19 protein-coding genes are annotated in these 22,212 nt (G+C 68.0%); 12 read left to right on the forward strand and 7 right to left on the reverse strand.

What is annotated here, in order from left to right; genetic code table 11:
* Positions 1–8 precede the first annotated feature (8 nt).
* From E5P2_RS05505 to E5P2_RS05515, 3 genes are read left to right on the forward strand one after another with little or no spacing between them, the layout of a single operon-like run.
* On the forward strand, positions 9–1,043 hold the full coding sequence (locus tag E5P2_RS05505) for a glutathione S-transferase N-terminal domain-containing protein (RefSeq protein WP_162566150.1): 1,035 nt from the start codon (positions 9–11) through the stop codon (positions 1,041–1,043).
* Positions 1,040–1,771, forward strand: a complete 732-nt coding sequence (locus tag E5P2_RS05510) for a glutathione S-transferase N-terminal domain-containing protein (protein ID WP_162566151.1) — start codon at positions 1,040–1,042, stop codon at positions 1,769–1,771. Before E5P2_RS05505 ends, E5P2_RS05510 begins: the two co-directional genes overlap by 4 nt.
* A complete protein-coding gene (locus tag E5P2_RS05515; RefSeq protein ID WP_162566152.1) occupies positions 1,768–3,186 on the forward strand; it encodes a dihydrolipoyl dehydrogenase in 1,419 nt (472 codons plus the stop codon). Before E5P2_RS05510 ends, E5P2_RS05515 begins: the two co-directional genes overlap by 4 nt.
* Positions 3,187–3,204: 18 nt before the next feature.
* Here the strand turns inward: E5P2_RS05515 and E5P2_RS05520 are convergent, their stop codons facing one another.
* A complete protein-coding gene (locus tag E5P2_RS05520; protein ID WP_197908452.1) occupies positions 3,205–5,301 on the reverse strand; it encodes a PQQ-dependent dehydrogenase, methanol/ethanol family in 2,097 nt (698 codons plus the stop codon).
* A gap of 23 nt (positions 5,302–5,324) precedes the next feature.
* On the reverse strand, positions 5,325–6,818 hold the full coding sequence (locus E5P2_RS05525) for an aldehyde dehydrogenase family protein (protein WP_162566153.1): 1,494 nt from the start codon (positions 6,816–6,818) through the stop codon (positions 5,325–5,327).
* Between the two features lie 271 nt (positions 6,819–7,089).
* Here E5P2_RS05525 and E5P2_RS05530 point away from each other — a divergent pair, with 271 nt between their 5' ends.
* Together E5P2_RS05530 and E5P2_RS05535 are read left to right on the forward strand one after the other, a co-directional pair.
* The gene (locus E5P2_RS05530) at positions 7,090–9,246 is read left to right on the forward strand and encodes a TonB-dependent receptor (RefSeq protein WP_162566154.1); all 2,157 of its coding nucleotides are present in this window, start codon (positions 7,090–7,092) and stop codon (positions 9,244–9,246) included.
* Positions 9,247–9,882, forward strand: coding sequence for a phosphoribosyltransferase (locus E5P2_RS05535; RefSeq protein ID WP_162566155.1), 636 nt, complete (start codon positions 9,247–9,249; stop codon positions 9,880–9,882).
* On the opposite strand, the gene metK is transcribed toward E5P2_RS05535, so the two are convergent.
* A complete protein-coding gene (gene metK, locus E5P2_RS05540; protein ID WP_162566156.1) occupies positions 9,883–11,064 on the reverse strand; it encodes a methionine adenosyltransferase in 1,182 nt (393 codons plus the stop codon).
* Positions 11,065–11,249: 185 nt separating this feature from the next.
* Here metK and E5P2_RS05545 point away from each other — a divergent pair, with 185 nt between their 5' ends.
* The gene (locus E5P2_RS05545; protein WP_162566157.1) at positions 11,250–12,128 is read left to right on the forward strand and encodes a lysophospholipid acyltransferase family protein; all 879 of its coding nucleotides are present in this window, start codon (positions 11,250–11,252) and stop codon (positions 12,126–12,128) included.
* Complete coding sequence (locus E5P2_RS05550; RefSeq protein WP_162566158.1) at positions 12,125–13,009, forward strand: lysophospholipid acyltransferase family protein; 885 nt, start codon at positions 12,125–12,127, stop codon at positions 13,007–13,009. The genes E5P2_RS05545 and E5P2_RS05550 overlap by 4 nt, the downstream gene beginning before the upstream one ends.
* Here the strand turns inward: E5P2_RS05550 and E5P2_RS05555 are convergent.
* A complete protein-coding gene (locus E5P2_RS05555) occupies positions 13,003–13,917 on the reverse strand; it encodes an alpha/beta fold hydrolase (RefSeq protein ID WP_162566159.1) in 915 nt (304 codons plus the stop codon). The two genes, E5P2_RS05550 and E5P2_RS05555, sit on opposite strands and share 7 nt — an antisense overlap.
* On the reverse strand, positions 13,914–14,627 hold the full coding sequence (yihA, locus tag E5P2_RS05560) for a ribosome biogenesis GTP-binding protein YihA/YsxC (protein ID WP_162566160.1): 714 nt from the start codon (positions 14,625–14,627) through the stop codon (positions 13,914–13,916). Before yihA ends, E5P2_RS05555 begins: the two co-directional genes overlap by 4 nt.
* 70 nt (positions 14,628–14,697) lie before the next feature.
* On the opposite strand from yihA, the gene E5P2_RS05565 reads away from it, so the two are divergent.
* From E5P2_RS05565 to E5P2_RS05585, 5 genes are all read left to right on the forward strand, one after another.
* The gene (locus E5P2_RS05565; protein ID WP_162566161.1) at positions 14,698–15,351 is read left to right on the forward strand and encodes a c-type cytochrome; all 654 of its coding nucleotides are present in this window, start codon (positions 14,698–14,700) and stop codon (positions 15,349–15,351) included.
* Positions 15,352–15,460: 109 nt separating this feature from the next.
* Positions 15,461–17,596 (forward strand): cytochrome c biogenesis protein ResB, encoded by a 2,136-nt coding sequence (locus E5P2_RS05570; RefSeq protein WP_162566162.1) that lies wholly within the window; start codon positions 15,461–15,463, stop codon positions 17,594–17,596.
* Entirely contained in the window at positions 17,593–18,909 is a 1,317-nt protein-coding gene (gene ccsB, locus E5P2_RS05575) for a c-type cytochrome biogenesis protein CcsB (RefSeq protein WP_162566163.1), read from the forward strand. The genes E5P2_RS05570 and ccsB overlap by 4 nt, the downstream gene beginning before the upstream one ends.
* Positions 18,910–19,042: 133 nt before the next feature.
* Positions 19,043–20,041: a protein-methionine-sulfoxide reductase catalytic subunit MsrP gene (gene msrP, locus E5P2_RS05580; RefSeq protein ID WP_162566164.1), complete on the forward strand. Its 999-nt coding sequence runs from the start codon at positions 19,043–19,045 to the stop codon at positions 20,039–20,041.
* A gap of 7 nt (positions 20,042–20,048) precedes the next feature.
* Positions 20,049–20,699: a sulfite oxidase heme-binding subunit YedZ gene (locus E5P2_RS05585; RefSeq protein ID WP_162566165.1), complete on the forward strand. Its 651-nt coding sequence runs from the start codon at positions 20,049–20,051 to the stop codon at positions 20,697–20,699.
* 15 nt (positions 20,700–20,714) lie between these two features.
* Here the strand turns inward: E5P2_RS05585 and lysA are convergent, their stop codons facing one another.
* Both lysA and lptM read right to left on the reverse strand, forming a co-directional pair.
* The gene (gene lysA / locus E5P2_RS05590; protein WP_162566166.1) at positions 20,715–21,992 is read right to left on the reverse strand and encodes a diaminopimelate decarboxylase; all 1,278 of its coding nucleotides are present in this window, start codon (positions 21,990–21,992) and stop codon (positions 20,715–20,717) included.
* Positions 21,989–22,207: an LPS translocon maturation chaperone LptM gene (gene lptM, locus E5P2_RS05595; protein WP_443083504.1), complete on the reverse strand. Its 219-nt coding sequence runs from the start codon at positions 22,205–22,207 to the stop codon at positions 21,989–21,991. The genes lysA and lptM overlap by 4 nt, the downstream gene beginning before the upstream one ends.
* Between the last annotated feature and the right edge of the window lie 5 nt (positions 22,208–22,212).

Consider the following 22,212-nt stretch of genomic DNA (forward strand, 5'->3'; position numbering starts at 1 on the left):
AGACCGTCATGTCAGATCGCTACCGCCTTTACGGCGTCCTCGCCTCGCCGTACGCGGCCAAGCTGCGCGCCGTGCTGCGCTATCGCCACATCCCCTTCGACTGGATGCCGGCCAGTTTCGACTGGGCGCCCGACTTCCAGCTCGTGCGCCCCGAGCTGGCCGAAGTGAAGCCGCGCATCGTGCCGATCCTCTGGTATCCGCACGACCGTTCCTTCCACACCGACTCGACCTTCATCGCGCTCGATCTGGAGCAGTTGCATCCGGGCCATCGCTCGGTGGTGCCGGCCGATCCGGGGCTGGCGTTCCTGTCGAACCTGATCGACGACTTCGGCGACGAGTGGGGCGTGAAGATCGCGTTCCAGTACCGCTGGGGCAACGAGAGCGACCGCAACGCGACCAACCGGCTCGTGATGGGCGAGCTGCTCGGCGGCGGCGTGGCGCAGGCGACGATCGCGCATGCAGCCGACCAGTTCCGCGACCGCCAGGTGTCGCGCATGCCGCTGGTCGGTGCCACGCCGCAGAACGCGCCGGTCATCGAGGCCACCTATGCGCGCGTGCTCGATGCGATGAGCCGGCTGCGCGAGACGCAGAGCTATCTCTTCGGCTCGCGCCCGTCGCTGGGCGACTTCGGTCTGTTCGGCGCGCTCTTCACCTGCCGCAACGATCCGACGCCGGCCGAGATCATGCGGCGCAGTTCGCCCGGCACGCTGGACTGGATCTACGCGCTCGACGAAGCCTCGGGCGTGCAGGGCGAATGGCTGTCCGATGCCACGGCGCTGCCGGCGGGCGTGATCGATCTGCTGCGCGTCATCGGCGATGCCTACCTGCCGTTCCTGGTCGCCAATGCAGCGGCGGTCGAACGCGGCGAGCCGACGGTGCGCGTCGAGCTGCTCGGACGCAGCTACAGCCAGGGCGCGTTCCGCTACCAGGCCAAGTGCCTGCGCTGGCTGCGCGACGAGTGGCGCGGCCTCGACGGCGCCGCGCGCGAACGCATCGAACCCGTGCTGCGCGCCACCGGCTGCCTCGCCGCGCTGCAGCCATGACGCTCGCGACCGATGCAGAGGCCGCGGCGCCGGACGCCGCGCTCGACCTGCACTACTGGCCCACGCCCAACGGCTGGAAGATCTCGATCCTGCTGGAGGAACTGGGCGTGCCCTACCGGCTCGTCAAGGTCGACATCCGCCGTGGCGATCAGTTCGAGCCGGCCTACCTGCGCATCAATCCCAACAACCGCATCCCCGCGCTGGTCGACCATGCACCGGCCGATGGCGGGCCGCCGCTGGCGCTCTTCGAGTCGGGCGCGATCATGATGTACCTCGCCGACAAGCACGGCCGCTTCTGGTCCACCGAACTGCGTCGGCGGCACGAGACGAGCCAGTGGCTGATGTGGCAGATGTCGGGCCTCGGGCCGACCGCGGGACAGGTGCATCACTTCAACGAGTACGCGGCCGAGCCGGTGCCCTACGCGATCGATCGCTTCAACAACGAGATCCACCGGCTGTACGGCGTGCTGGAGCGCCGGCTGGCCGATCGGCCTTACCTGGCCGGCGACTATTCGATCGCCGACATCGCATGCTGGGTCTGGGTGCGGCTGTGGCGCCATCACCACCTGGACATCGAGAGCTTTCCGGCGCTGGCGCAATGGCTGGCCACGATCGCGGCGCGGCCCGCGGTCAACCGCGGCTTCCGCACGGCCAACGAATGGCGCGAAGGCCGCTCCACCATGACGCCGGAGGCGCGCGCCGTGCTGCTCGGGCAGCGCGCCCGATGACCGCGCCGCCGACCCTGGAGGTCGACGTTGCCGTCGTCGGCGGCGGCTCGGCGGGCATGGCCGCCTACCGCGCGGCCGTCGCGGCGGGTGCGCGCACGGTGCTGATCGAAGGCGGCGACTTCGGCACCACCTGCGCCCGCGTGGGCTGCATGCCGAGCAAGCTGCTGATCGCGGCGGCCGATGCGGCGCATGCGGGCGACACGGCCTCGGACTTCGGCCTGCCGGCGCCCGCGGCACGCGCCGGCGATGCGCTCGCGGGCGTGATGGACCGCGTGCGGCGCGAGCGCGACCGCTTCGTCGGCTTCGTGCTGCGTGAGGTCGATGCCTATCCGGCCACCGACAAGCTCGCCGGTGTCGCGCGCTTCGTCGGCGGCCATGTGCTCGTGGTCACGCACGCGAACGGCGATGCGACGCGCGTGCACGCGGGCCGCATCGTGCTCGCCACCGGCTCCGTGCCGGTCGTGCCGCGCGAACTCGATGCGGTGCGTGCGCTGTGCCTCACCACCGACAGCCTGTTCGAGCTGCCCCATCTGCCGGCCAGCGCGGCCATCGTCGGTACCGGCGTCGTTGCGCTGGAGCTGGGACAGGCCCTGCACCGGCTGGGCGTGCGCGTGCGGCTGTTCGGCCGCGGCGGGCGGCTGGGCGTGCTCACCGACCCCGAAGTGCATCGCCAGGCCTGCGCGGTCTGGGCCGATGCGCTGCCGCTCGACTGCGATGCGCGTGCGGTCTTCCACGCCGATGGCGGCGAGGTGCGGGTCGACTACGTGACGCAGGACGGCAGCCGGGCGAGCGAGCGCTTCGCCTGCGTCATCGCGGCCGCCGGCCGCGCGCCCAGGCTGCCGGCCGGCCTCGAGACCACCTCGTGGGGCGCCGCCGTCGCGGCGGGCGGCTGGCGCTTCGACCGCACCACGATGCAGGTCGGTGCCAGCCCGGTCTTCGTTGCCGGCGATGCGAGCGGCGAGGACAACCTGCTGCACGAAGCGGTCGACGAGGGACGCATCGCCGGCCGCAACGCCGCGAGCTTTCCGCGCGTGCGCGGTGGCGAGCGGCGCGCGCGCCTGTCGATCGCATTCACCGATCCGCAGATGGCGATCGTCGGCGGCGGTTGGGCGCTGGCGCAACGCGCAGGCGATGTCGTCGTCGGCCAGGCCTCCTTCGCCAATCAGGGGCGCAGCCGCGTGATGCTGCGCAACCGCGGGCTGCTGCGCGTCTATGCCGATCGCGCGGGGTTCTTTCTGGGTGCGGAGATGTTCGGCCCGGATGCCGAGCACCTCGGTCATCTGATGGCGTGGGCGCTGCAGGCGCGCATGCGCATCGACCAGATGCTGTCCATGCCCTTCTACCATCCGGTGGTCGAAGAGGGCCTGCGCACCGCGCTGCGCGATGCGCGGCGAAGCGCGCGGACCGAAGCCTGACCGGCCCGCGCGCGGCGCTCACTTGCCGGCGGTCGGCTTGCCGAAGTCCTTCATCTCCTTGTCGAGCAGGTAGGCCCGGATCTCTTCGATCTCCCGCGGCTTCAGGTCGGTGGAAAACGAAGGCATGCCGCGCGGCTCCCGGCCGTCCGTGACGGTGACCCGGAAAGCCTCGGCGCTGAGGATCATCGGCGAACGCCGCAGATCGGGAACGAGCCCGCCGCTTTCGCCGCCCACGCCGTGGCACTTGGCGCAGTAGATGCCGAAGTCCTTGTTGCCGTTCGCGATGACGGCGGCGCTGGCATCGGTACCGGTCGGTACGCGGTGGCTCACCACCTGCGGCGCGAGGGGCGGCAGCTTGTCGCTGCCGCCGAGCTTGAAGACCAGCAAGCGGCTGACGTTGCGCACGCCCGTGAAGTTGTCGGCCTCGCCGCCCACCATCGGCGCGCCGCCTCCCCAGCCGGCGAGCAGGGCCACGTACTGATCGCCATCGATCATGTAGGTGGATGCGCTGGCGATGATGCCGGTCTGCGCATCGAAGTCCCAGAGCGTCTTGCCGGTGTCGGCCGCGTAGGCGACGAACTTGCCGAAGGCATTGCCCTGGAACACGAGGTTGCCATCGGTGACCAGCGCGCCGCCGTTCCAGACCGACTCGTGCGGCACCTTCCACACCACCTTGCGCTGGACCGGATCCCACGCGATCAGCGCGCCGCTGGCGAAACTCTTCGGGAAGGACGTGCCTTCGTAGAAGGCGCTGCCCGTGTTGAAGTTGCTGGGTCGATGGACGAAGTCCGCCCCTTCGTTCCGGTACGCGCCCGCCATCTCCTGGTAAGGGATGTAGACCAGGCCGGTCTTGCGGCTCAGCGCCATCGGCTGCCAGCTGTGCGCGCCATAGGGGCCGGGCCACATGACGATCGGCTTTTTCTCATAGCGCACGCCCGGCTCTTCCACCGGGCGGCCCGTCTTCATGTCGACCTTGCTGGCCCACGTCACCTTGCCGACCTTGTCGGCGGACAGCAGCTCGCCGGTCGCGCGGTCGAGCACGTAGTAGAAGCCGTTCTTCGGCAGCTGCATCAATACCTTGCGCTGCCTGCCCTTGATCTTCAGGTCGGCCAGAACCATGTTCGCGGTGGCCGTGTAGTCCCAGCTTTCGCCGGGCGTCGTCTGGTAGTACCAGACCAGCTTGCCGGTGGCCGGCCGGATGGCGAGGATCGACGACAGGAACAGGTTGTCGCCGCCGCCGGGACTGCGGATCTCGCGATTCCACGGCGAGCCGTTGCCGGTGCCGACATAGAGCAGGTCGAGCTCGGGGTCGTAGTTCATGTTGCCCCACGCGTTGCCGCCGCCGCCGCCGTTCTTCCAGTAGCTGTCGCCCTTCCAGGTCTTGGCGGCCATCGCGAGTTCTTCGTGCTCGTACGGCTTGGACGGATCGCCGGGCACGATGAAGAAGCGCCACAGCTGCTTGCCGCTGTTCACGTCGTAGGCCGTGATGTAGCCACGCGCGCCGAAGTCGGCGCCGCTGTTGCCGATCACCACGATGTTCTTCATGACCAGCGGCTGGCCGGTGATCGTGTAGGGCTTGGTCCGGTCGACGGTCTGCACCTCCCATGCGACCTTGCCGGTGGCGCGGTCGAGCGCGACGAGCCGCCCGTCGATGACGCCCACGAACACCTTGTCGCCCCACAGCGCGACGCCCCGGTTGACCGCATCGCAGCAGATGTCCTTCGACACCTGCTTGACCGCACCGGGGTCGTAGTGCCAGATCTCCTTGCCGGTGCGCGCATCCACGGCCATGACGTGGCCCCAGGGCAGCGAGAAGTACATGACGCCGTCCGCCACCAGCGGCGTGGCCTCGAGGCCCCGATCGGTCGGCAGATCGAGATGCCATGCCAGGCCGAGCTTCGCGACGTTCTTCGCGTTGATCGTCGCGAGCGGGCTCGAGAAGGTGCCGGTGTAGGTGCGCCCGGCAGCGAGCCACTCGTCGCCGCCTTGCTTGGGCCGGGCAAGATCTTCGCCGCCGATCGGTGTGAAGCCGGGCGCGGCCATCGCGTGCTGCGGCGCCGCGGCACCCAAGGCCAGCACGGCGGCCAGTACGAATCCGGGTCTGAATGAAGTCACGTTGAATCTCCTTTTTTGATGAACTAGTAGGCAAGGCACACGGACTTGATGCGCGTGAAGGCTTCCACGCCGGCGCGTCCCATTTCCACGCCCATGCCGGACTGCTTGTCGCCGCCGAAGCTGAAGTTCGGATCGATCACCCCGTGCGTGTTGACGTACACCAGGCCGGCGCGAATCCTCGGAATCAATCGCATCACTTCGCCGACGTCGCGCGACCAGATGCTCGAGGCGAGGCCGTAGCTCGTGCCGTTCGCCTTGGCCACGAGGTCATCGAGGTCGTCGAAAGGCGTGGCCACCAGCACGGGCCCGAAGATCTCCTCCTGCACGACGCGCATGCCGTGCGCTGCGTCCACCAGGATGGTCGGCGGATAGAAGAAGCCGCGCGCGTCGCCGCCGATCCTGCCCGCATAGGCGATGCGCGCACCTTCGGCCACGCCGCCGTCCACGTACTGCGTGACGCGGTCAAGTTGTTTGCGCGAAACCAGCGGCGTCATGCCCGAATCGGGATTCATGCCGGGACCGCACTGCATGGCGCGGGCGTGCTGCGCGACGCCGTCGAGCACCTCGTCGAAGATCGAGCGGTGCACGTACAGCCTGGAGCCGGCCGCACAGACCTGGCCGGCATTGAAGAAGATCGCGCCGGCCGCGCCCGCTGCGGCGAGTGACACGTCCGCATCCTTCAACACCATGAACGGCGACTTGCCGCCCATCTCGAGCGTGAAGCGCGTGACGTTCTCCAGTGCCGAGCGGCCGACGAGCTTGCCGACTTCCGTGGAGCCGGTGAAGGAGATCTTGTCGATGCCTGGATGCATCGCCAGCGCCGCGCCCGCGGTGTGCCCCAGACCCGTGACGACATTGAGGACGCCCGGCGGCAAGCCGGCTTCCGCGCAGAGCTCGGCGAAGCGAAGTGCCGTGAGCGGCGTTTCCTCGGCCGGCTTCAGCACCACCGTGCAGCCGGCCGCGAGGGCCGGTGCGATCTTCATCACGGCCAGCAGCAGCGGGAAGTTCCAGGGCACGATCGCGCCCACCACGCCGAGTGCCTCGCGCACGGTGAAGGCGCGATAGGCCGTGCCCTGCGGAAAGGGGATCGACACGTCCACCGTCTGGCCTTCGAGCTTGGTGGCCCAGCCCGCCATGTAGCGCATGCATTCGGCCGTGTAGGCGATGTCGAGCGCGCGCGCGTAGGTGATGGACTTTCCCTGGTTCAGTGTTTCGATCTGCGCCAGCTCCTCGGCGTTGTCCTCGATCAGCTGCGCGAGCCTGAGCAGCACGCGCTCGCGGTCGGCGGGCCGCATGGCGCGCCACGGACCCTCGAAGGCCCGGCGCGCTGCGGCGACCGCGGCATCGATGTCGGCGGCGCCTCCGGCCGGGACTCGGCACAGGACGTCCCCGGTCGCGGGATCGAACACCGGGAACGATGCGCCTTCCCGGCTGTCGACGCCGATGCCGTCGATGTGGAGTTGGTGGGTCCGGGCGAGAAAGGAGCGGACCGATTCGAGCGTCTCGACTTGTGCCATGTGTTGTCTCTTGAGTTGCGAAAGCGAAGGGTTGGCCGAAGCCAAGCGGACTCTAGATTCCGCCGCGTCGACGGCCGTACAGGGAGCGGGCCAACCGATCCAGAGATCGTGACAATCGACGCCCCGAAGCTTCGACCTCGCTTCGACTTCTGCCTGCGAGGCGCTGCTGTCGTGCCGAGCCATCCGGTGCTGGCAAGTTTTCGATATGGATCGGCGCGAATGCGCCAGCCCGCGCCCGGCTCCATGTCTAGACTGCGGAGCCCACGCCGACATGAACGACACCCACCACTTCCTCCAACGCGCCGTTTGCGTGCTGCTCGTGCTTGCACTGCATCCCCTGGCCGCTGTCGCGCAGGCGCCGCCATCCAGCCAGGACGAGGCGCGCCCGGACACCTTGCCCGCCGTCACCGTCTCGACGCCGCGCGGCGCGGCGCCGCCTTTCGACGTGCCGGGCTCGGTCGACCGCGTGGAGGGCGAGGACATGCGCGACAGCCGGCTGCAGGTGAACCTCTCCGAAAGCCTCGGGGCCGTGCCCGGCCTGTTGATCCAGAACCGGCAGAACTACGCGCAGGACCTGCAGCTGTCGGTGCGCGGCTTCGGCGCCCGCTCGACCTTCGGCGTGCGCGGTGTGCGGCTCTATGTCGACGGCATTCCGGCCACGCTGCCCGACGGCCAGGGGCAGACCTCCAACATCGACATCGGCTCGATCGACCATGTGGAGGTCCTGCGCGGCCCGTTCTCCGCGCTCTACGGCAATTCGTCGGGCGGCGTGCTGCAGGTGTTCACCGAGGACGGCGAGGGCGCGCCGAGGCTGGGCTTTTCGCTGGCCGCCGGCAGCTACGGCACCACGCGGGCCGCGACGCAGCTCGGCGGTTCGTCAGGCGCGATCGATTACCTGCTCAGCGGCAGTCACTTCGAAATCGACGGTGCACGCGAGCACAGCGCCGCGCGGCGCGACATCGCCAACGGCAAGCTCGGCATCCGGCTGGACGACGGCAGCCAGCTCACGCTGATCCTGAACAGCGTGCACCTGCAGGCGCAGGACCCGTTGGGACTGGCGGCCACGGACTATGCACTGAACCCGCATGCGGCCCCGCTCGCGACGCAGTACGACGCGCGCAAGAGCGTGGACCAGACGCAGCTCGGCCTGCTGTACGAACGCCGCATCGATGCCGACAACGCGCTGCGCCTGATGGTCTATGGCGGCGAGCGAAAGACCACGCAGTTCCAGGCGATCCCGCCTTCGGCGCAGCTGAATCCGCTCAGCGCGGGCGCGGTGATCGGCCTCGATCGCGACTACGCCGGCATCGACCTGCGCTGGAGCAGCCACCTGCAGCTGGCCGGCCGGCCTTTCGATCTCGTGGCCGGCCTTGCCTACGACGACCTGCGCGAGCATCGCACCGGCTTCGAGAACTTCATCGGCCCGGCCGCGTCGCCGCTGCTGCTGGGCGTGCAGGGCCGGCTGCGCCGCGACGAGCGCAACGAAGCGAGCAACCTCGATCCCTATGTGCAGGGCACCTGGCAGTTCGCCGATCGCTGGACACTCGAGGCGGGCGTGCGCCGCAGCAGCGTGCGCTTCGACTCGCAGGACCACTACATCGTCGGTGCCAATGGCGATGACAGCGGCCGCGCGCGCTACGGGCAGGCGCTGCCGGTGGCTTCGCTGCGCTATCAGCCGACGCGCGATCTCGCGCTCTACGTGTCGGCGGGCCGCGGCTTCGAGACGCCGACGCTGAACGAGCTTTCCTACCGGCCCGATGGCCTCGGCGGACTCAACTTCGCGCTGCAGCCCGCGGTCAGCGAGAGCGTCGAAGCCGGCGCCAAGGCGCGCCTCGCGGGCGGCCTTCTGACGGCCGCGGTGTTCCAGACACGCACCCGCAACGAGATCGTGACCGACACCAACGTCGGCGGCCGCGCCACCTACCAGAATGCCGGCCGCACGCGACGCGATGGCTTCGAGCTCGCATGGCAGCACGAGACCGCGAAGCACTGGCGCACGCAACTGGCCTACACCTGGCTCGATGCGCGCTACCGCGACGCCTTCTGTTCGCCGTCGCCTTGCGTTGCCGGCAACACGGTGGTCGCCGGGAGCCTCATGCCCGGGATCGCGCGCAATGCGCTGTTCGCTTCTTTCGGCTGGGCGCCGCCCGAGGGTTGGCGCGCCGGCGCCGAGTTGCGCGCGCTCGGCCGCATCCAGGCCAACGACCGCAACACCGCTGCCGCGCCGGGCTATGCGGTGGTGGCTTTGTCGGCCGGCTACGTCCGGCACTGGCAGCATTGGGAGTTCAACGCCTTCGCGCGCGTCGACAACCTCTTCGATCGGCGCTATGCCGGTTCGGTGATCGTCAACGAAGGCAACGCGCGCTACTTCGAGCCCGCACCGGGACGGAACTGGACGATCGGCATGGGTGGGGCGTATCGTTTCTGAATGAGCTTCAAGGATCGACGCGATGCGGGCCGCGCGCTGGCGCAGGCGCTTGTCGCGTGGCGCGGGCAATCCGGTCTGCTGGTGCTCGCGCTGCCGCGCGGCGGCGTGCCGGTGGCCTGGGAGGTGGCGCGCTTCCTGCGCGCGCCGCTCGATGTGCTGGTCGTGCGCAAGCTCGGCTATCCGGGGCAGGAGGAATATGCGATGGGCGCGATCGCCGGCGGTGGCGTGCGCGTGATGGCCGATCCATCCGGTGGCTGGCCCGTTTCGCGCGACGCGCTGGAGGCCGTGGTCGCACGCGAGGAGGCCGAGCTGTCACGGCGCGAGCAGCACTACCGCGGCGATCGCCCCGCGCCCGTGCTGGCCGGCCGCGTGCTGCTGCTGGTCGATGATGGGCTGGCCACTGGCGCCACGATGCGTGCGGCTGTCGCGGTAGCCCGCGCGGGCGGGCCGCAGCGCATCGTGGTGGCGGTGCCGGTGGCTTCGCGCGATGCGGTCCGCAACCTGCAGGCCGTGGCCGACGAGGTCGTGTGCGTCCTCACGCCCGAGGACTTCCACGCGGTCGGCCTCTGGTATGCGGATTTCACGCAGACCAGCGACGAGGAAGTCCGCCGCCTGCTGCGAGACGGCAGCGGCTGATCAGAGCCCGGCGGCCGCGCGCAGCTTGGCCGCGTTGGCCGTGCTTTCCCAGGTGAACTCGGGCTCCTCGCGGCCGAAGTGGCCGTAGGCTGCGGTCTTGCCGTAGATCGGGCGCAGCAGGTCGAGCATCTGGACGATGCCCTTCGGGCGCAGGTCGAAGTGTTCCTGGATCAGCGCGGCGATCTTGTCGTCGGAGATCACGCCCGTGCCTTCGGTGTAGACCGTGACGTTCATCGGCCGCGCCACGCCGATCGCATAGGCGACCTGGATCTGGCACTGGCGCGCAAGGCCGGCGGCGACGATGTTCTTGGCCACGTAGCGCGCGGCATAGGCGGCCGAGCGGTCGACCTTGCTCGGATCCTTGCCAGAGAACGCGCCGCCGCCGTGCGGGCAGGCGCCGCCGTAGGTGTCGACGATGATCTTGCGGCCGGTGAGGCCGCAGTCGCCCTGCGGGCCGCCGGTGACGAAACGGCCGGTCGGGTTGATCAGGTACTTGGTTTCCTTGAGCCACTCCTTGGGCAGCACCGGCTTGATGATCTCCTCGATGATGGCCTCGGTGAACGAGGCCTTCATCCTGGTCGGCGTCTCGCTCTGGTCGGGATGGTGCTGGGTGGAGAGCACGACGGTGTCGATGCTGTGCGGCTTGCCGTCGACGTAGCGCATCGTGACCTGGCTCTTGGCATCGGGGCGCAGGAAGGGCAGCCGGCCGTCCTTGCGCAGCTGGGCCTGGCGTTCGACCAGGCGATGCGCGTAGTAGATCGGCGCGGGCATCAGCTCGGGCGTTTCGTCGCAGGCGTAGCCGAACATCAGGCCCTGGTCACCGGCGCCGGTGTTCAGGTGATCGTCGCTCGCATGATCGACGCCCTGCGCGATGTCGTTGGACTGCTTGTCGTAGCAGACCATGACGGCGCAGCCCTTGTAGTCGATGCCGTAGTCGGTGTTGTCGTAGCCGATGCGCTTGATGGTGTCGCGCGCGACCTGGATGTAGTCGACGTGGGCGTTGGTGGTGATCTCGCCGGCCAGCACCACGAGGCCGGTGTTGGTCAGCGTCTCGGCGGCGACGCGCGAGCGCGGGTCCTGGGCAAAGATCGCATCGAGAATCGCGTCCGAGATCTGGTCGGCGACCTTGTCGGGGTGGCCTTCGGAAACGGATTCGGAAGTGAAGAGAAAGTCGTTCGCCATGTCGATGAAACTCCAAACAGTTGAATTGGCGCGTTGCCAACCCGTCGGGAGCCTTGGCGAACGCTTTAGCAGTGATGTTTAACGTCGCCCTGCAAGTAGTTCCAATAACTCAGCGACAATTTGCATTCTATTCGAGCCGCGCTGTACCCTGCGCGCGCGTCATGGTTTTCACCCCCTCGTTGTCGATGACATCTCTGTTCCGATTGCTCGCCCGTGTGCCGCTGCCCTGGATGCATGCGGTGGGCGGATGGCTGGGATGGCTGGTCTGGTGGACGGCGCCGGACTACCGGCGCCGTTTCCGGGAGAACGCCGAACGCGCCGGCTTCGCGCCCGCGCAGTACCGCCCGGCCATCGCGGCGGCCGGCGCGATGGTGGCCGAACTGCCCTGGCTGTGGATGCGGCCGCAGGGCGAAAGCCTGCTGCCGCACATCGTGCGCTGGGACGGCATCGAGGCCTTCGAGGCGGCGCTGGCCGCGCGCAAGGGCGTGATCCTGGTCTCGCCGCACATCGGCAGCTGGGAGACTTTCGGCCAGGCGGTGGGCGAGCGCTTCTTCGAGGCCTACGGCCCGATCACCGCGCTGTTCCGCCCGGCCCGCAAGAAGTGGATGGCCGAGCTCATGGCCGGTTCGCGCGACCGCCGCGGCCTGCAGACGCTGCCGACCAGCGTGGCCGGGGTTCGCGGGCTGATCCGCACGCTGCGGGCCGGCGGCTACACGGGCATCCTGCCGGACCAGGTGCCGCCGCTCGGACAGGGCGTCTGGGCGCCGTTCCTGGGGCGGCCGGCCTACACCATGACCCTGTTGCTGCGCCTGGCCCGCCAGACCGGCGCGCGCGTGTTCCTCGGTGTGTGCGAGCGCCTGCCGCGCGGTGCGGGCTACGTCATCCGCTTCGAGCCTTTCGACGGCACGGCGCTGAGCGATCCCAAGGCGACGCCCGAGGCTGGCGCGGCCGCGATGAATGAGGGCATCGCTGCGCTCATCCGCCGCCTGCCGGGCCAGTACGTCTGGGACTACGCGCGCTTCAAGGCGCCGCGTGGCGACATCGCTGAGAGGGCCGAGGCATGAGCTTTTCGTCGCGCCTGGGGGTCGGCTTCATGCGCACGCTGGCCCACGTGCCGCTGCCGCTGGTGCGCGGTTTCGGCGCCGTGCTCGGGCGCGTGCTGCACGGCGTCGCGGTGTCGCGCAGGCGCGTGGTCGACACCAATCTGGCCCTGTGCTTTCCGGACAAGTCCGCGCAGGAGCGCCGCCGCATCGCGCGCGAGACCTTCGTCTACGTAGCGCAGTCCTGGCTCGATCGAAGCTGGCTCTGGCATGCGCCGCCGGCGCTGGTGGCGAAGCGGCTCAAGGTGCACGGCGCGGCCGTGGAAATCGACGAGATCGCCAACGGTGACGAGCCGATGATCCTGTTCGCGCCGCATTTCTACGGCCTCGATGCCGCGGCCACGGCGCTGACGATGCACACGGCACGGCCGTCGACCACCATCTACACGACGCAGCGCGACCCGACGGTGGACGAGTGGATCCGCGAGGGCCGCAAGCGCTTCGGCAACGTGATCACCCTGAACCGCGTCGACGGCATCAAGCCGATCGTCGCGGGGCTGCGCAAGGGCGGCCTGCTGTACCTGCTGCCCGACATGGATTTCGGCCGCGACCAGACCGTGTTCGTGCCATTCTTCGGCGTGCTGGCGGCGACGGTGCCGTCGCTCTCGCGCTTTGCGCGGCTGGGCCGCGCGAAGGTCGTGCCGGTGGTGTCGAAACTCACGAAGCAGGGCTACGAGATCGAAGTGCTGCCGGCCTGGCAGAACTTCCCCACCGACGATGCAGTGGCCGACACCGCCCTGATGAACGAGCGGCTGGCCGGCTACATCGACGCGATGCCCTCGCAGTACTACTGGGTGCACCGGCGCTTCAAGACGCGCCCGGAAGGCGAGGCGACGGTTTATTGAGCGCGTTGCAGGAAGGCCTCGATCTCCGCGGCAACGAACTGCGGTTGCTCGTGCACCAGCCAGTGCGTGGCGCCCGGCACCTTGCGGAGCTCGAGCTTCGGCACATAGTCCTCCAGCCCTTCGAGCAATCCGGGCAGGAGGGCCGCATCGTCGAGCGCCCACAGCACGAAGGTCGGTGCGGCGACGGTCAGGCGCTCGCGCGGCAGCGTCGGAATCTCAGGTGCAGGGCCGCCCGGCATCGCCGGCTTCATCGGCGTGACGCGGTAGAGATTGCACGCCCCGGTCAAGCCCGCGTTCCAGACTTCGCGGTACTGGTTCTTGACCGCTTCGGTCAGCCAGCCGAAGCCGTCCGGTCCTGCCTTCATCAGCGTGAAGAAGGGCCACATGCGCTTGAAGTCGTCGGCCGCCAGCAGCGCTTCCGCGCCGGGCTTGGCGAGGAAGTTCATGTAGGCACTGGCGGCCTGCTGTGCCGGGTTGTTCAGCAACTCGCGCGTGAAGATGCCGGGATGCGGCGAGTTGATGATGACCAGCTTGCCGAGCCTGTCGCCATGCTGGTTGGCATAGCCCCAGCCGAAGGCGCCGCCCCAGTCGTGGGCGACCAGCGCCTCGATGCGGCCGTTGGCGCTCTCGCTCTCGGCGAGCTGAGCGATGTCCTGCACCATCAGGTGCGGCCGGTAGGCCGACACCTCGGCGGGCGCGCTCGATTTCTCGAAGCCGCGCAGGTTCGGCGCGATGCAGCGATAGCCGCCATGTGCGGCCTCGGCAAAGTGCTCGAGCAATTCGTCCCAGATGAACGCGGCCTCGGGAAAGCCGTGCAGGAACACCATCAGCGGCCGGCCCGGCGCGCCGGTGGCGCGGCAACTGAGGGTGGTGCCGTTCGGCAGCGTGCGGGCAAAGGTCTCGATCATGGTTCGGTCTCCTCGTCGTGCGGATGCGCCCAGTGCCACAGCAGCTCGGCGGCTTCGTCGACGCCTTGCAGCTTCAATGCGGAGAACAGTCTGACCTCGCCGCCGCCGGCCTGCAGTCGCGCAATCGACAGCGCCTTCGCGCCGTCGGAGCGCGTGAGCTTGTCGGCCTTGGTCAGCAGCACGAGGAACTTGAGCCCTTGTTCGACGCGTGGCCGGATGACGTCGAGCAGGATGTCGTCGAGCTCGGTAAGGCCGTGCCGCGGGTCGCACATCAGGACCACGCCGCGCAGGTTCTCGCGCGTCATCAGGTAGTTGCCCATCACGCGCTGCCAGCGCAGCTTGGCTTCCTTCGGCACGGCCGCATAGCCGTAGCCCGGCAGGTCGGCGAGTACCGCGTCGTCGAGCTTCTGCTTGCCGACGCCGAAGAGATTGATGTGCTGTGTGCGGCCGGGCGTCTTGGACGCGAAGGCCAGACGGGTCTGCTGCGTGAGCGTGTTGATGGCCGTCGATTTGCCGGCGTTGGAGCGGCCGACGAAGGCGATCTCGGGCAGCGTGAAGGGTGGCAGATGCTCGAGCTGCGGCGCGCTCGTGAGGAAGTGCGCGGTGTGCAGCCAGCCGCGCGCGATGCGCACGCGTTCGGCCGTTGCGGCGTCCGTCGCAGGCGCGCTGCGACGGGCATAGGAGGCCGGCTTGCGCGGCGGGGTTGTCATCGATGGGCTTTCGGAGCGGGGCGCCATTGTAGAATCGCGGGGTTTTGCGCCATAAATCCGAGCCCCCGATATGAAGTTGTTTGCCCATTTTCTGCTTGCAGCCCTCGTGGGCGTCGCCGCCAACGCCAGCTTCGCGGCCGACGAGCACCCCGCCGCCCCGGCTGCAGCGGCTGCCAAGCCCAAGCCCGATCTGGCCAAGGGCGAGGCGGCATTCACCGCCAAGGCCTGTGCCTCGTGCCACAACGCCGACGGCAATTCGGCGATCGCCGCCAACCCCAAGCTCGCCGAGCAGCATCCCGAGTACATCCTCAAGCAGTTGGAGGAATTCAAGTCGGGCAAACGCAAGAACGCCGTCATGAGCGGCATGGCGGCCACGCTGACCGACGACGAGATGCGCGACATCGCCTGGTTCGTCGCCTCCAAGAAGGAGAAGCTGGGCTTCGCGAAGGAAAAGGACCTGGTCGCGCTGGGCGAGAAGATCTACCGCGGCGGCATTGCCGACCGTCAGGTCCCGGCCTGTGCCGGCTGCCACAGCCCCAACGGTGCGGGCATTCCGGCGCAGTACCCCCGGCTGGCCGGCCAGCATGCCGAGTACGTCGCCTCGGAGCTCACGCAATTCCGCGACGGCGTGCGCCTGAACAGCATCCAGATGACCGGCGTCGCGGCCAAGCTCAACGACCGCGAGATCAAGGCAGTGGCGGACTACATCGCCGGCTTGCGTTGATTCACGGCCTTTCTGCGTGAACTAACCGCCGATAACAACCCCAAACAAGGCGGGCCGATCCTAACGAGGATGGCCCGCCTTTTCTCTTTCCCAGGCTTCTTTCTTCCCCATGTCAGTTTCCACCCACGGCCTTCGAGTCCGCAGCGGCCCCCCGGTGGCCCGCGCGGCGGTGGAGCTGTTCTCGTCGATGCGCTTCGCAATCGCGCTGCTCACGATCATCTGCATCGCATCGATCATCGGCACCGTGCTCAAGCAGCAGGAACCGATCAACAACTACATCAACCAGTTCGGGCCGTTCTGGGCCGAGTTCTTCCGCGTGGCGCGGCTTGACACGGTCTACAGCGCCTGGTGGTTCCTGATGATCCTGGCGTTCCTCGTGATCAGCACCTCGCTGTGCATCGCGCGCAATACGCCACGCATCTTTGCCGATCTGAAGACCTTCAAGGAAGGCATCCGCGTACAAAGCCTGAAGGCCTTCGGCCAGCGTGCCGAGGCCGTGCTCGGCGAGATACCGGATGCAGCCGCCAACCGCATCGGCCAGCTGCTGACGAGCGGCGGCTGGAAGGTCAAGCTGCAGCATCGTGACGGCGACGGCTGGATGGTGGCCGCGCGCACGGGCGGCGCGCACAAGCTCGGCTACATCGCGGCCCACAGCGCGATCGTGCTGGTGTGCCTGGGCGGCCTGCTCGACGGCGACCTGGTGGTGCGCGCGCAGACCTGGCTCAACGGCAAGAGCGTGTACAGCGGCGGCGGCATGATCGCCGACGTCGCGCCGGAACACCGCCTGTCGCCGAGCAACCCGACCTTCCGCGGCAACATCCTGGTGCCCGAAGGCGGCCAGTCGAGCGTCGCGATCCTCAATCAGTCCGACGGCGTGCTGCTGCAGGAGCTGCCGTTCTCGATCGAGCTCAAGAAATTCATCGTCGACTACTACTCGACCGGCATGCCCAAGCTGTTCGCGAGCGATGTGGTGCTGCACGATCGCGCGACCGGCGAAGCCAAGCCGGTGCGCATCGAGGTCAACCATCCGGCCAGCTACAAGGGTGTCGAGATCTACCAGTCGAGCTTCGACGACGGCGGTTCTCACGTCAAGCTCAAGGCGGTGCCGATGGCGGCTGCGGCCAAGCCCTTCGAGATCGAGGGCACCATCGGCAGCAGTTCTGAAATCACCAACGGCACCGACCGGCTCACGCTCGAGTACACGGCGCTGCGCGTGATCAACGTCGAGAACTTCGGCGAAGGCGACAACGGCCCGATGACCAGCGGCGCCGACGTGCGCAAGGTCGATCTGCGCCACGAGCTCGAAGACCGTCTGGGCGCCGCCAACAAGACCAACAAGCCGAAGACGCTGCGCAACATCGGGCCGAGCATCGGCTACAAGCTGCGCGATGCGTCGGGCCAGGCACGCGAGTTCCAGAACTACATGGTCCCGGTCGACACCGGCGACGGCCAGCCGGTGTTCCTGCTCGGCGTGCGCGACCGTCCCGAGGATGCGTTCCGCTATCTGCGCGTGCCGGCCGACGACCAGGGCTCGATGGACGGCTTCGTGCGCATGCGTGCCGCGCTGGCCGATCCCGACTTGCGTGCGCGTGCGGTTGATCGCTACGTGGTGCGCGTGACCGATCCGAAGCGCAAGGAGCTGGTCGACCAGCTGCGCAGCTCGGCCGCGCGTGCGCTCGCGCTGTTCGCGGGCGCCGAGCGCGCCAAGCCCGACGCCGCGACCACCGGCGGCTGGCAGGCGATCGCCGAATTCATGGAAGCCAACGTGCCGCAGGTCGAGCGCGAGCGCGCCGGTACCGTGCTGGTGCGCATCCTCAACGACGTGCTCTTCGAGGTGCTCAACCTGAGCCGCGAGAAGGCGGGTCTGGCCGATCTGCCGGCCGACGAGAAGTCGCAGGCCTTCCTCACGCAGGCGGTGCTCGCCATCAGCGATGCGCACCTCTACCCGGCACCGGTGGCGATGATGATGACCGACTTCAAGCAGGTACAGGCCAGCGTGTTCCAGGTGGCCCGAGCCCCTGGGAAGAAAGTTGTCTATCTGGGCTGCCTGTTGCTGATCACCGGTATTTTTGCGATGCTGTTCGTGCGTGAACGCAGGCTCTGGGTCTGGCTGGCGAAGGATGGTGCCGGCGGCACGGCGGCCACCATGGCCTTCTCGGTCAATCGCAAGACCATCGACAGCGATCGCGAATTCGAGCATCTCAAGCACAGGCTGCTCGCCATCAGGAAAGACACAGCGTCATGACGACCACCACACTCACACTCAACGACAGCTGGCTCTCGCGCCGCAACACCTTCGATTGGGTGTTCGCTGCGCTGGTGGTGGCCGGCGGCTTCTTCGCCTTCTCGCGTCATGCCGTGACGATGGACTACTACGAGAAGCTCATCCTGGTGGCCGCATTGGTCGCCATGGTCTGTCTGGGCTGGTTCTGGCGGCCGCTGCGGGTGCTGGCGATCGTGGTCGCCTGCGCGGCTCTGCTGGCGATCAGCTCGTACCAGGGCGATCTGGCGCGCGCGGACACGGTGTTCTGGCTCAAGTACTTCCTGTCGAGCCAGTCGGCCATCCTCTGGATGAGCGTGCTCTTCTTCATGAGCACGCTGTTCTACTGGATCGGCTTCTTCGGCGGCAAGCAAGGCGATGCGATGGACCTCATCGGCTCGCGACTCGCCTGGGCGGGCGTGACGATGGCGCTGATCGGCTCGATGGTGCGCTGGTACGAAAGCCACCTGCTCGGCCCCGACATCGGCCATATCCCGGTCAGCAACCTCTACGAGGTGTTCGTTCTCTTCTCCTGGCTGACGGCGGCGTTCTATCTGTACTTCGAATGGCGCTATCGCACGCGCGCGCTCGGCGCCTTCGTGATGCTGGTGGTCAGTGCCGCGGTCGGTTTCCTGCTCTGGTACACGCTGGTGCGCGACGCGCACGAGATCCAGCCGCTGGTGCCGGCGCTCCAGAGCTGGTGGATGAAGCTGCACGTGCCCGCCAACTTCATCGGCTACGGCACCTTCTCGCTGGCGGCGATGGTCGCGTTCGCCTACCTCATCAAGGAGCAGGCGCTGGAGACGCGCTGGTACAAGCTCACGCCGATCTGGCTGCTGGGCGTGGCGATGTGCTTCGTGCCGGTCGCATTCCGCCAGCGTGCGCAGGAGGCGGGCGGCAGCTACTGGGTCGGCTATGCAGCGATTGCGGCGTTGATCGCCGCCGGCATCCTGCTGGGCCGCAAGCGCATCGCGGCGCGGCTGCCAGCCAGCGAGGTGCTCGACGACGTGATGTACAAATCCATCACGGTGGGCTTCGCATTCTTCACCATCGCCACGGTGCTGGGCGCGCTGTGGGCGGCCGACGCGTGGGGCGGCTACTGGAGCTGGGACCCGAAGGAAACCTGGGCGCTGATCGTCTGGCTCAACTATGCGGCATGGCTGCACATGCGGCTGGTCAAGGGGCTGCGAGGCACGGTGGCGGCGTGGTGGGCGCTCGGCGGGCTGGCGGTGACCACCTTCGCCTTCCTCGGCGTCAACATGTTCCTGAGCGGGCTGCACAGCTACGGCACGCTCTAGGGCGGTGCGCGGGCGGCCCGTGGGCTCGGTTCTTCGCGAAGCGTTTGAAACCACCGGAACATCCGCCGCGTAAACGAATCGACATGGCAATGAACTCCTTCGAGTCCACGGCCATCGAGGTGAAAGGCAATTCATGTTGATTCGGTCCCGTGACAACGGCTTCATCCATCCCCGTTCGAGCGACATCACGCCGCGCAGCATCTACGAGGGGCGCCGCGACATGCTGAAGCTGCTGGCCACCGGCGCGGCAGGGGCCGCTATGGCGTCCTGGGCTGCGCGCGACGCCGGCGCGCAGACCCCGGTGCCCGGCAAGCTGGTGCCGCTGCCCGGCGCGAAGTCCGCCGTGGCAGGCGCGCAGACCACGGAAAAGCTGACCGAGTACAAGGACGCGACCAGCTACAACAACTACTACGAGTTCGGCACCGACAAGACCGATCCGGCCAAGAACGCCGGCACGCTGAAGACGCGGCCGTGGACCGTCGAGGTCGAAGGCCTGGTCAAGAAGCCGGGCAAGTACGGCATCGACGACCTGATCAAGCTCAGCGCGCAGGAAGAGCGCATCTATCGCCTGCGCTGCGTGGAAGGCTGGTCGATGGTCATTCCCTGGGTCGGCTACTCGCTGGCCGAGCTCATCAAGAAGGTCGAGCCTCAGCCCGGCGCGAAGTACATCGAGTTCGTCACGCTGGCCGATCCCAAGACCATGCCTTTCGTCGGTTCGCGCGTGCTCGACTGGCCCTACACCGAAGGGCTGCGCATGGACGAGGCGATGCACCCGCTCACCCTGCTGGCCTTCGGCATGTACGGCGAGGTGCTGCCCAACCAGAACGGCGCGCCGGTGCGCGTCGTGGTGCCCTGGAAGTACGGCTTCAAGAGCGGCAAGTCGATCGTCAAGATCCGTTTCGTCGAGAAGGAGCCCGGCACCGCATGGAACAAGGCGGCGGCGAACGAATACGGCTTCTATTCGAACGTGAACCCCAACGTCGACCATCCGCGCTGGAGCCAGGCGACCGAGCGCCGCATCGGCGATGGCGGTGGCCTGTTCGCCAAGCGCAGGAAGACCGAGATGTTCAACGGCTACGAGGCACAGGTGGGCCAGCTCTATGCCGGCATGGACCTGAAGAAGTTCTACTGAGCCGCGCGTGAACAAGCTTCTGATGCATCCGGCCGCGAAGCCGCTGGTCTTCGTGCTGTGCCTGCTGCCTTTCGCGTGGCTGGTCTACGGCGCCTTCACCGATGGCCTGGGTGCCAATCCGGCGGAACACCTGATCCGCTCGAACGGCGACTGGACGCTGCGCTTCATCTGCATCGTGCTCGCCATCACGCCGCTGCGGGTGATCACCCGCTTGAACGCGCTGGCGCGGTTTCGTCGCATGCTGGGCCTGTTCGCGTACTTCTATGTCGTGGTCCATCTGCTGAGCTATAGCTGGTTCGACATGGACCTCGTCGTGGCGGACATTGCCAAGGACATCGGCAAGCGGCCGTTCATCCTGGTGGGCTTCAGCGCCTTCGTGCTGCTCACGCCGCTCGCGGCGACCTCGTTCAACCGCGCGATCAGGGCGATGGGCGTGAAGCGCTGGCAGGCCCTGCACAAGCTGATCTACGTGATTGCCGGGCTGGGCCTGCTGCACTTCTTCTGGATGCGCGCAGGCAAGCACAACTTTGCGGAGGTGTTCGTCTATGTCGCGATCATCGCGGTGCTGCTGGGCTGGCGCGTCTGGTACTTCGCGAGCAAGAGGAGGGCGCTGCCGCCGCAGCGCCCGCTCGCTGCGCGGGCACGAGTGACCGAATAGCGGCTTTGCCGTCGTTCAGTCGCCGAATCGCTCGCTGCGCAGCTGGTCCTCGATGCTTTCGCGACGGCGGATCACGGTGGCACGCTCGCCGCTCACCAGTACTTCGGCCGCGCGTCCGCGGGTGTTGTAGTTGCTGGCCATCGCCATGCAGTAGGCGCCTGCGGAGAGCACGGCCAGCAGGTCGCCGGCCTGCACGTCGAGCGCGCGGTCGCGGCCCAGCCAGTCGCCGCTTTCGCAGATCGGTCCGACGACGTCGTAGGTGATGGTGCGGCCTGGGCCTGCAGTCAGCGGCACGATCTGCTGGAAGGCCTGGTACATCGCCGGCCGCGGAAGATCGTTCATCGCCGCATCGACGATGCAGAAGTTCTTCTCTTCGCCGGGCTTGGTGTAGAGCACCTCGGTGACGCAGACGCCGGCGTTGCCGACCAGCGAGCGGCCGGGCTCGACGATGAGCCGCCGGCGGCCGAAACCCCGCGCATCGAGCCGCTGCAGCAATTGCCGCCAGAGCGCATCGGCCGCGGGCGGCGTGTCGCCGTTGTAGTCGATGCCCAGTCCGCCGCCGAAGTCGAGGTGATGCAGCGCGACGCCTGTTTTCTCGATGGCCTCGACGAGGTCGAGCACGCGTTCCAGCGCCTCCAGGTAAGGCGAGGCTTCGGTGATCTGCGAGCCGATGTGGCAGTCGATGCCGACCACTTGCAGGCCTTTCAGCGACGCGGCATGCTGGTAGATCGCCACGGCGCGGTCGTGCGCCACGCCGAACTTGTTGCCCTTGAGGCCGGTCGAGATGTACGGATGCGTCTTCGGGTCGACGTTGGGGTTGATGCGCACGCTGATCGCGGCGCGGCGGCCTTCTTCGAGCGCCACCGCATTGAGCACGTCGATCTCGGCCTCGCTCTCGACGTTGAAGCATCCGATGCCGGCCGCGAGCGCCTGGCGCATTTCGCTGCGCGTCTTGCCGACACCGGAGAAGATCACTTTGGCGGGGTCCGCGCCGGCCGCGAGCACGCGCGCCAGTTCGCCGCCGGAGACGATGTCGAAGCCGCAGCCGGCCTCGGCGAACACGCGCAGTACGCCCAGCGAGGAGTTCGCCTTGATGGCGTAGCAGACCAGTGCATCGCGGCCTTCGAATCCGCGCTGGTAGGCGGCGAGCGCGTCCAGCATCCATTGCTTCGAATAAACGAAGAGCGGCGTGCCGTGCTCGCGCGCCAGTGTTGTCAACGAAAGTCCTTCGACATGGAGTGCGCCGTCCTTGCGCGCGATATGGGGATGGCCGGGCAGCCGTTCTGCGTTCACTTCGTGCCCTCGCTCGTGACGGGAGCGCTGGCGGCGCCGGCCGGGGCCTTCACGGGCGCGGGCGTATCGGCCGACTCCGGCTTCGTCTCGCCGGCATCGCCGGATCCGGGCTTCAACAGCTCGGGCAGGGTGGCGCGGTTCTTGGCCGCAGGCGTGGTGGGCAGATAGAGCGGGCCTCTCTGGCCGCAAGCGGTCAAAGCGACCCCTGTGAGCACGAGGG

The organism is Variovorax sp. SRS16, assembly GCF_901827165.1.
GTDB lineage: Bacteria > Pseudomonadota > Gammaproteobacteria > Burkholderiales > Burkholderiaceae_C > Variovorax.

What these genes read in the sequence shown, in the direction of transcription:
- E5P2_RS05505 (WP_162566150.1), top strand. Translation starts at nt 9, where the DNA reads ATGTCAGATCGCTACCGCCTTTACGGCGTCCTCGCCTCGCCGTACGCG.
- E5P2_RS05510 (WP_162566151.1), top strand. Translation starts at nt 1,040, where the DNA reads ATGACGCTCGCGACCGATGCAGAGGCCGCGGCGCCGGACGCCGCGCTC.
- E5P2_RS05515 (WP_162566152.1), top strand. Translation starts at nt 1,768, where the DNA reads ATGACCGCGCCGCCGACCCTGGAGGTCGACGTTGCCGTCGTCGGCGGC.
- E5P2_RS05525 (WP_162566153.1), bottom strand. Translation starts at nt 6,818, where the DNA reads ATGGCACAAGTCGAGACGCTCGAATCGGTCCGCTCCTTTCTCGCCCGG.
- E5P2_RS05530 (WP_162566154.1), top strand. Translation starts at nt 7,090, where the DNA reads ATGAACGACACCCACCACTTCCTCCAACGCGCCGTTTGCGTGCTGCTC.
- E5P2_RS05535 (WP_162566155.1), top strand. Translation starts at nt 9,247, where the DNA reads ATGAGCTTCAAGGATCGACGCGATGCGGGCCGCGCGCTGGCGCAGGCG.
- metK (WP_162566156.1), bottom strand. Translation starts at nt 11,064, where the DNA reads ATGGCGAACGACTTTCTCTTCACTTCCGAATCCGTTTCCGAAGGCCAC.
- E5P2_RS05545 (WP_162566157.1), top strand. Translation starts at nt 11,250, where the DNA reads ATGACATCTCTGTTCCGATTGCTCGCCCGTGTGCCGCTGCCCTGGATG.
- E5P2_RS05550 (WP_162566158.1), top strand. Translation starts at nt 12,125, where the DNA reads ATGAGCTTTTCGTCGCGCCTGGGGGTCGGCTTCATGCGCACGCTGGCC.
- E5P2_RS05555 (WP_162566159.1), bottom strand. Translation starts at nt 13,917, where the DNA reads ATGATCGAGACCTTTGCCCGCACGCTGCCGAACGGCACCACCCTCAGT.
- yihA (WP_162566160.1), bottom strand. Translation starts at nt 14,627, where the DNA reads ATGACAACCCCGCCGCGCAAGCCGGCCTCCTATGCCCGTCGCAGCGCG.
- E5P2_RS05565 (WP_162566161.1), top strand. Translation starts at nt 14,698, where the DNA reads ATGAAGTTGTTTGCCCATTTTCTGCTTGCAGCCCTCGTGGGCGTCGCC.
- E5P2_RS05570 (WP_162566162.1), top strand. Translation starts at nt 15,461, where the DNA reads ATGTCAGTTTCCACCCACGGCCTTCGAGTCCGCAGCGGCCCCCCGGTG.
- ccsB (WP_162566163.1), top strand. Translation starts at nt 17,593, where the DNA reads ATGACGACCACCACACTCACACTCAACGACAGCTGGCTCTCGCGCCGC.
- msrP (WP_162566164.1), top strand. Translation starts at nt 19,043, where the DNA reads ATGTTGATTCGGTCCCGTGACAACGGCTTCATCCATCCCCGTTCGAGC.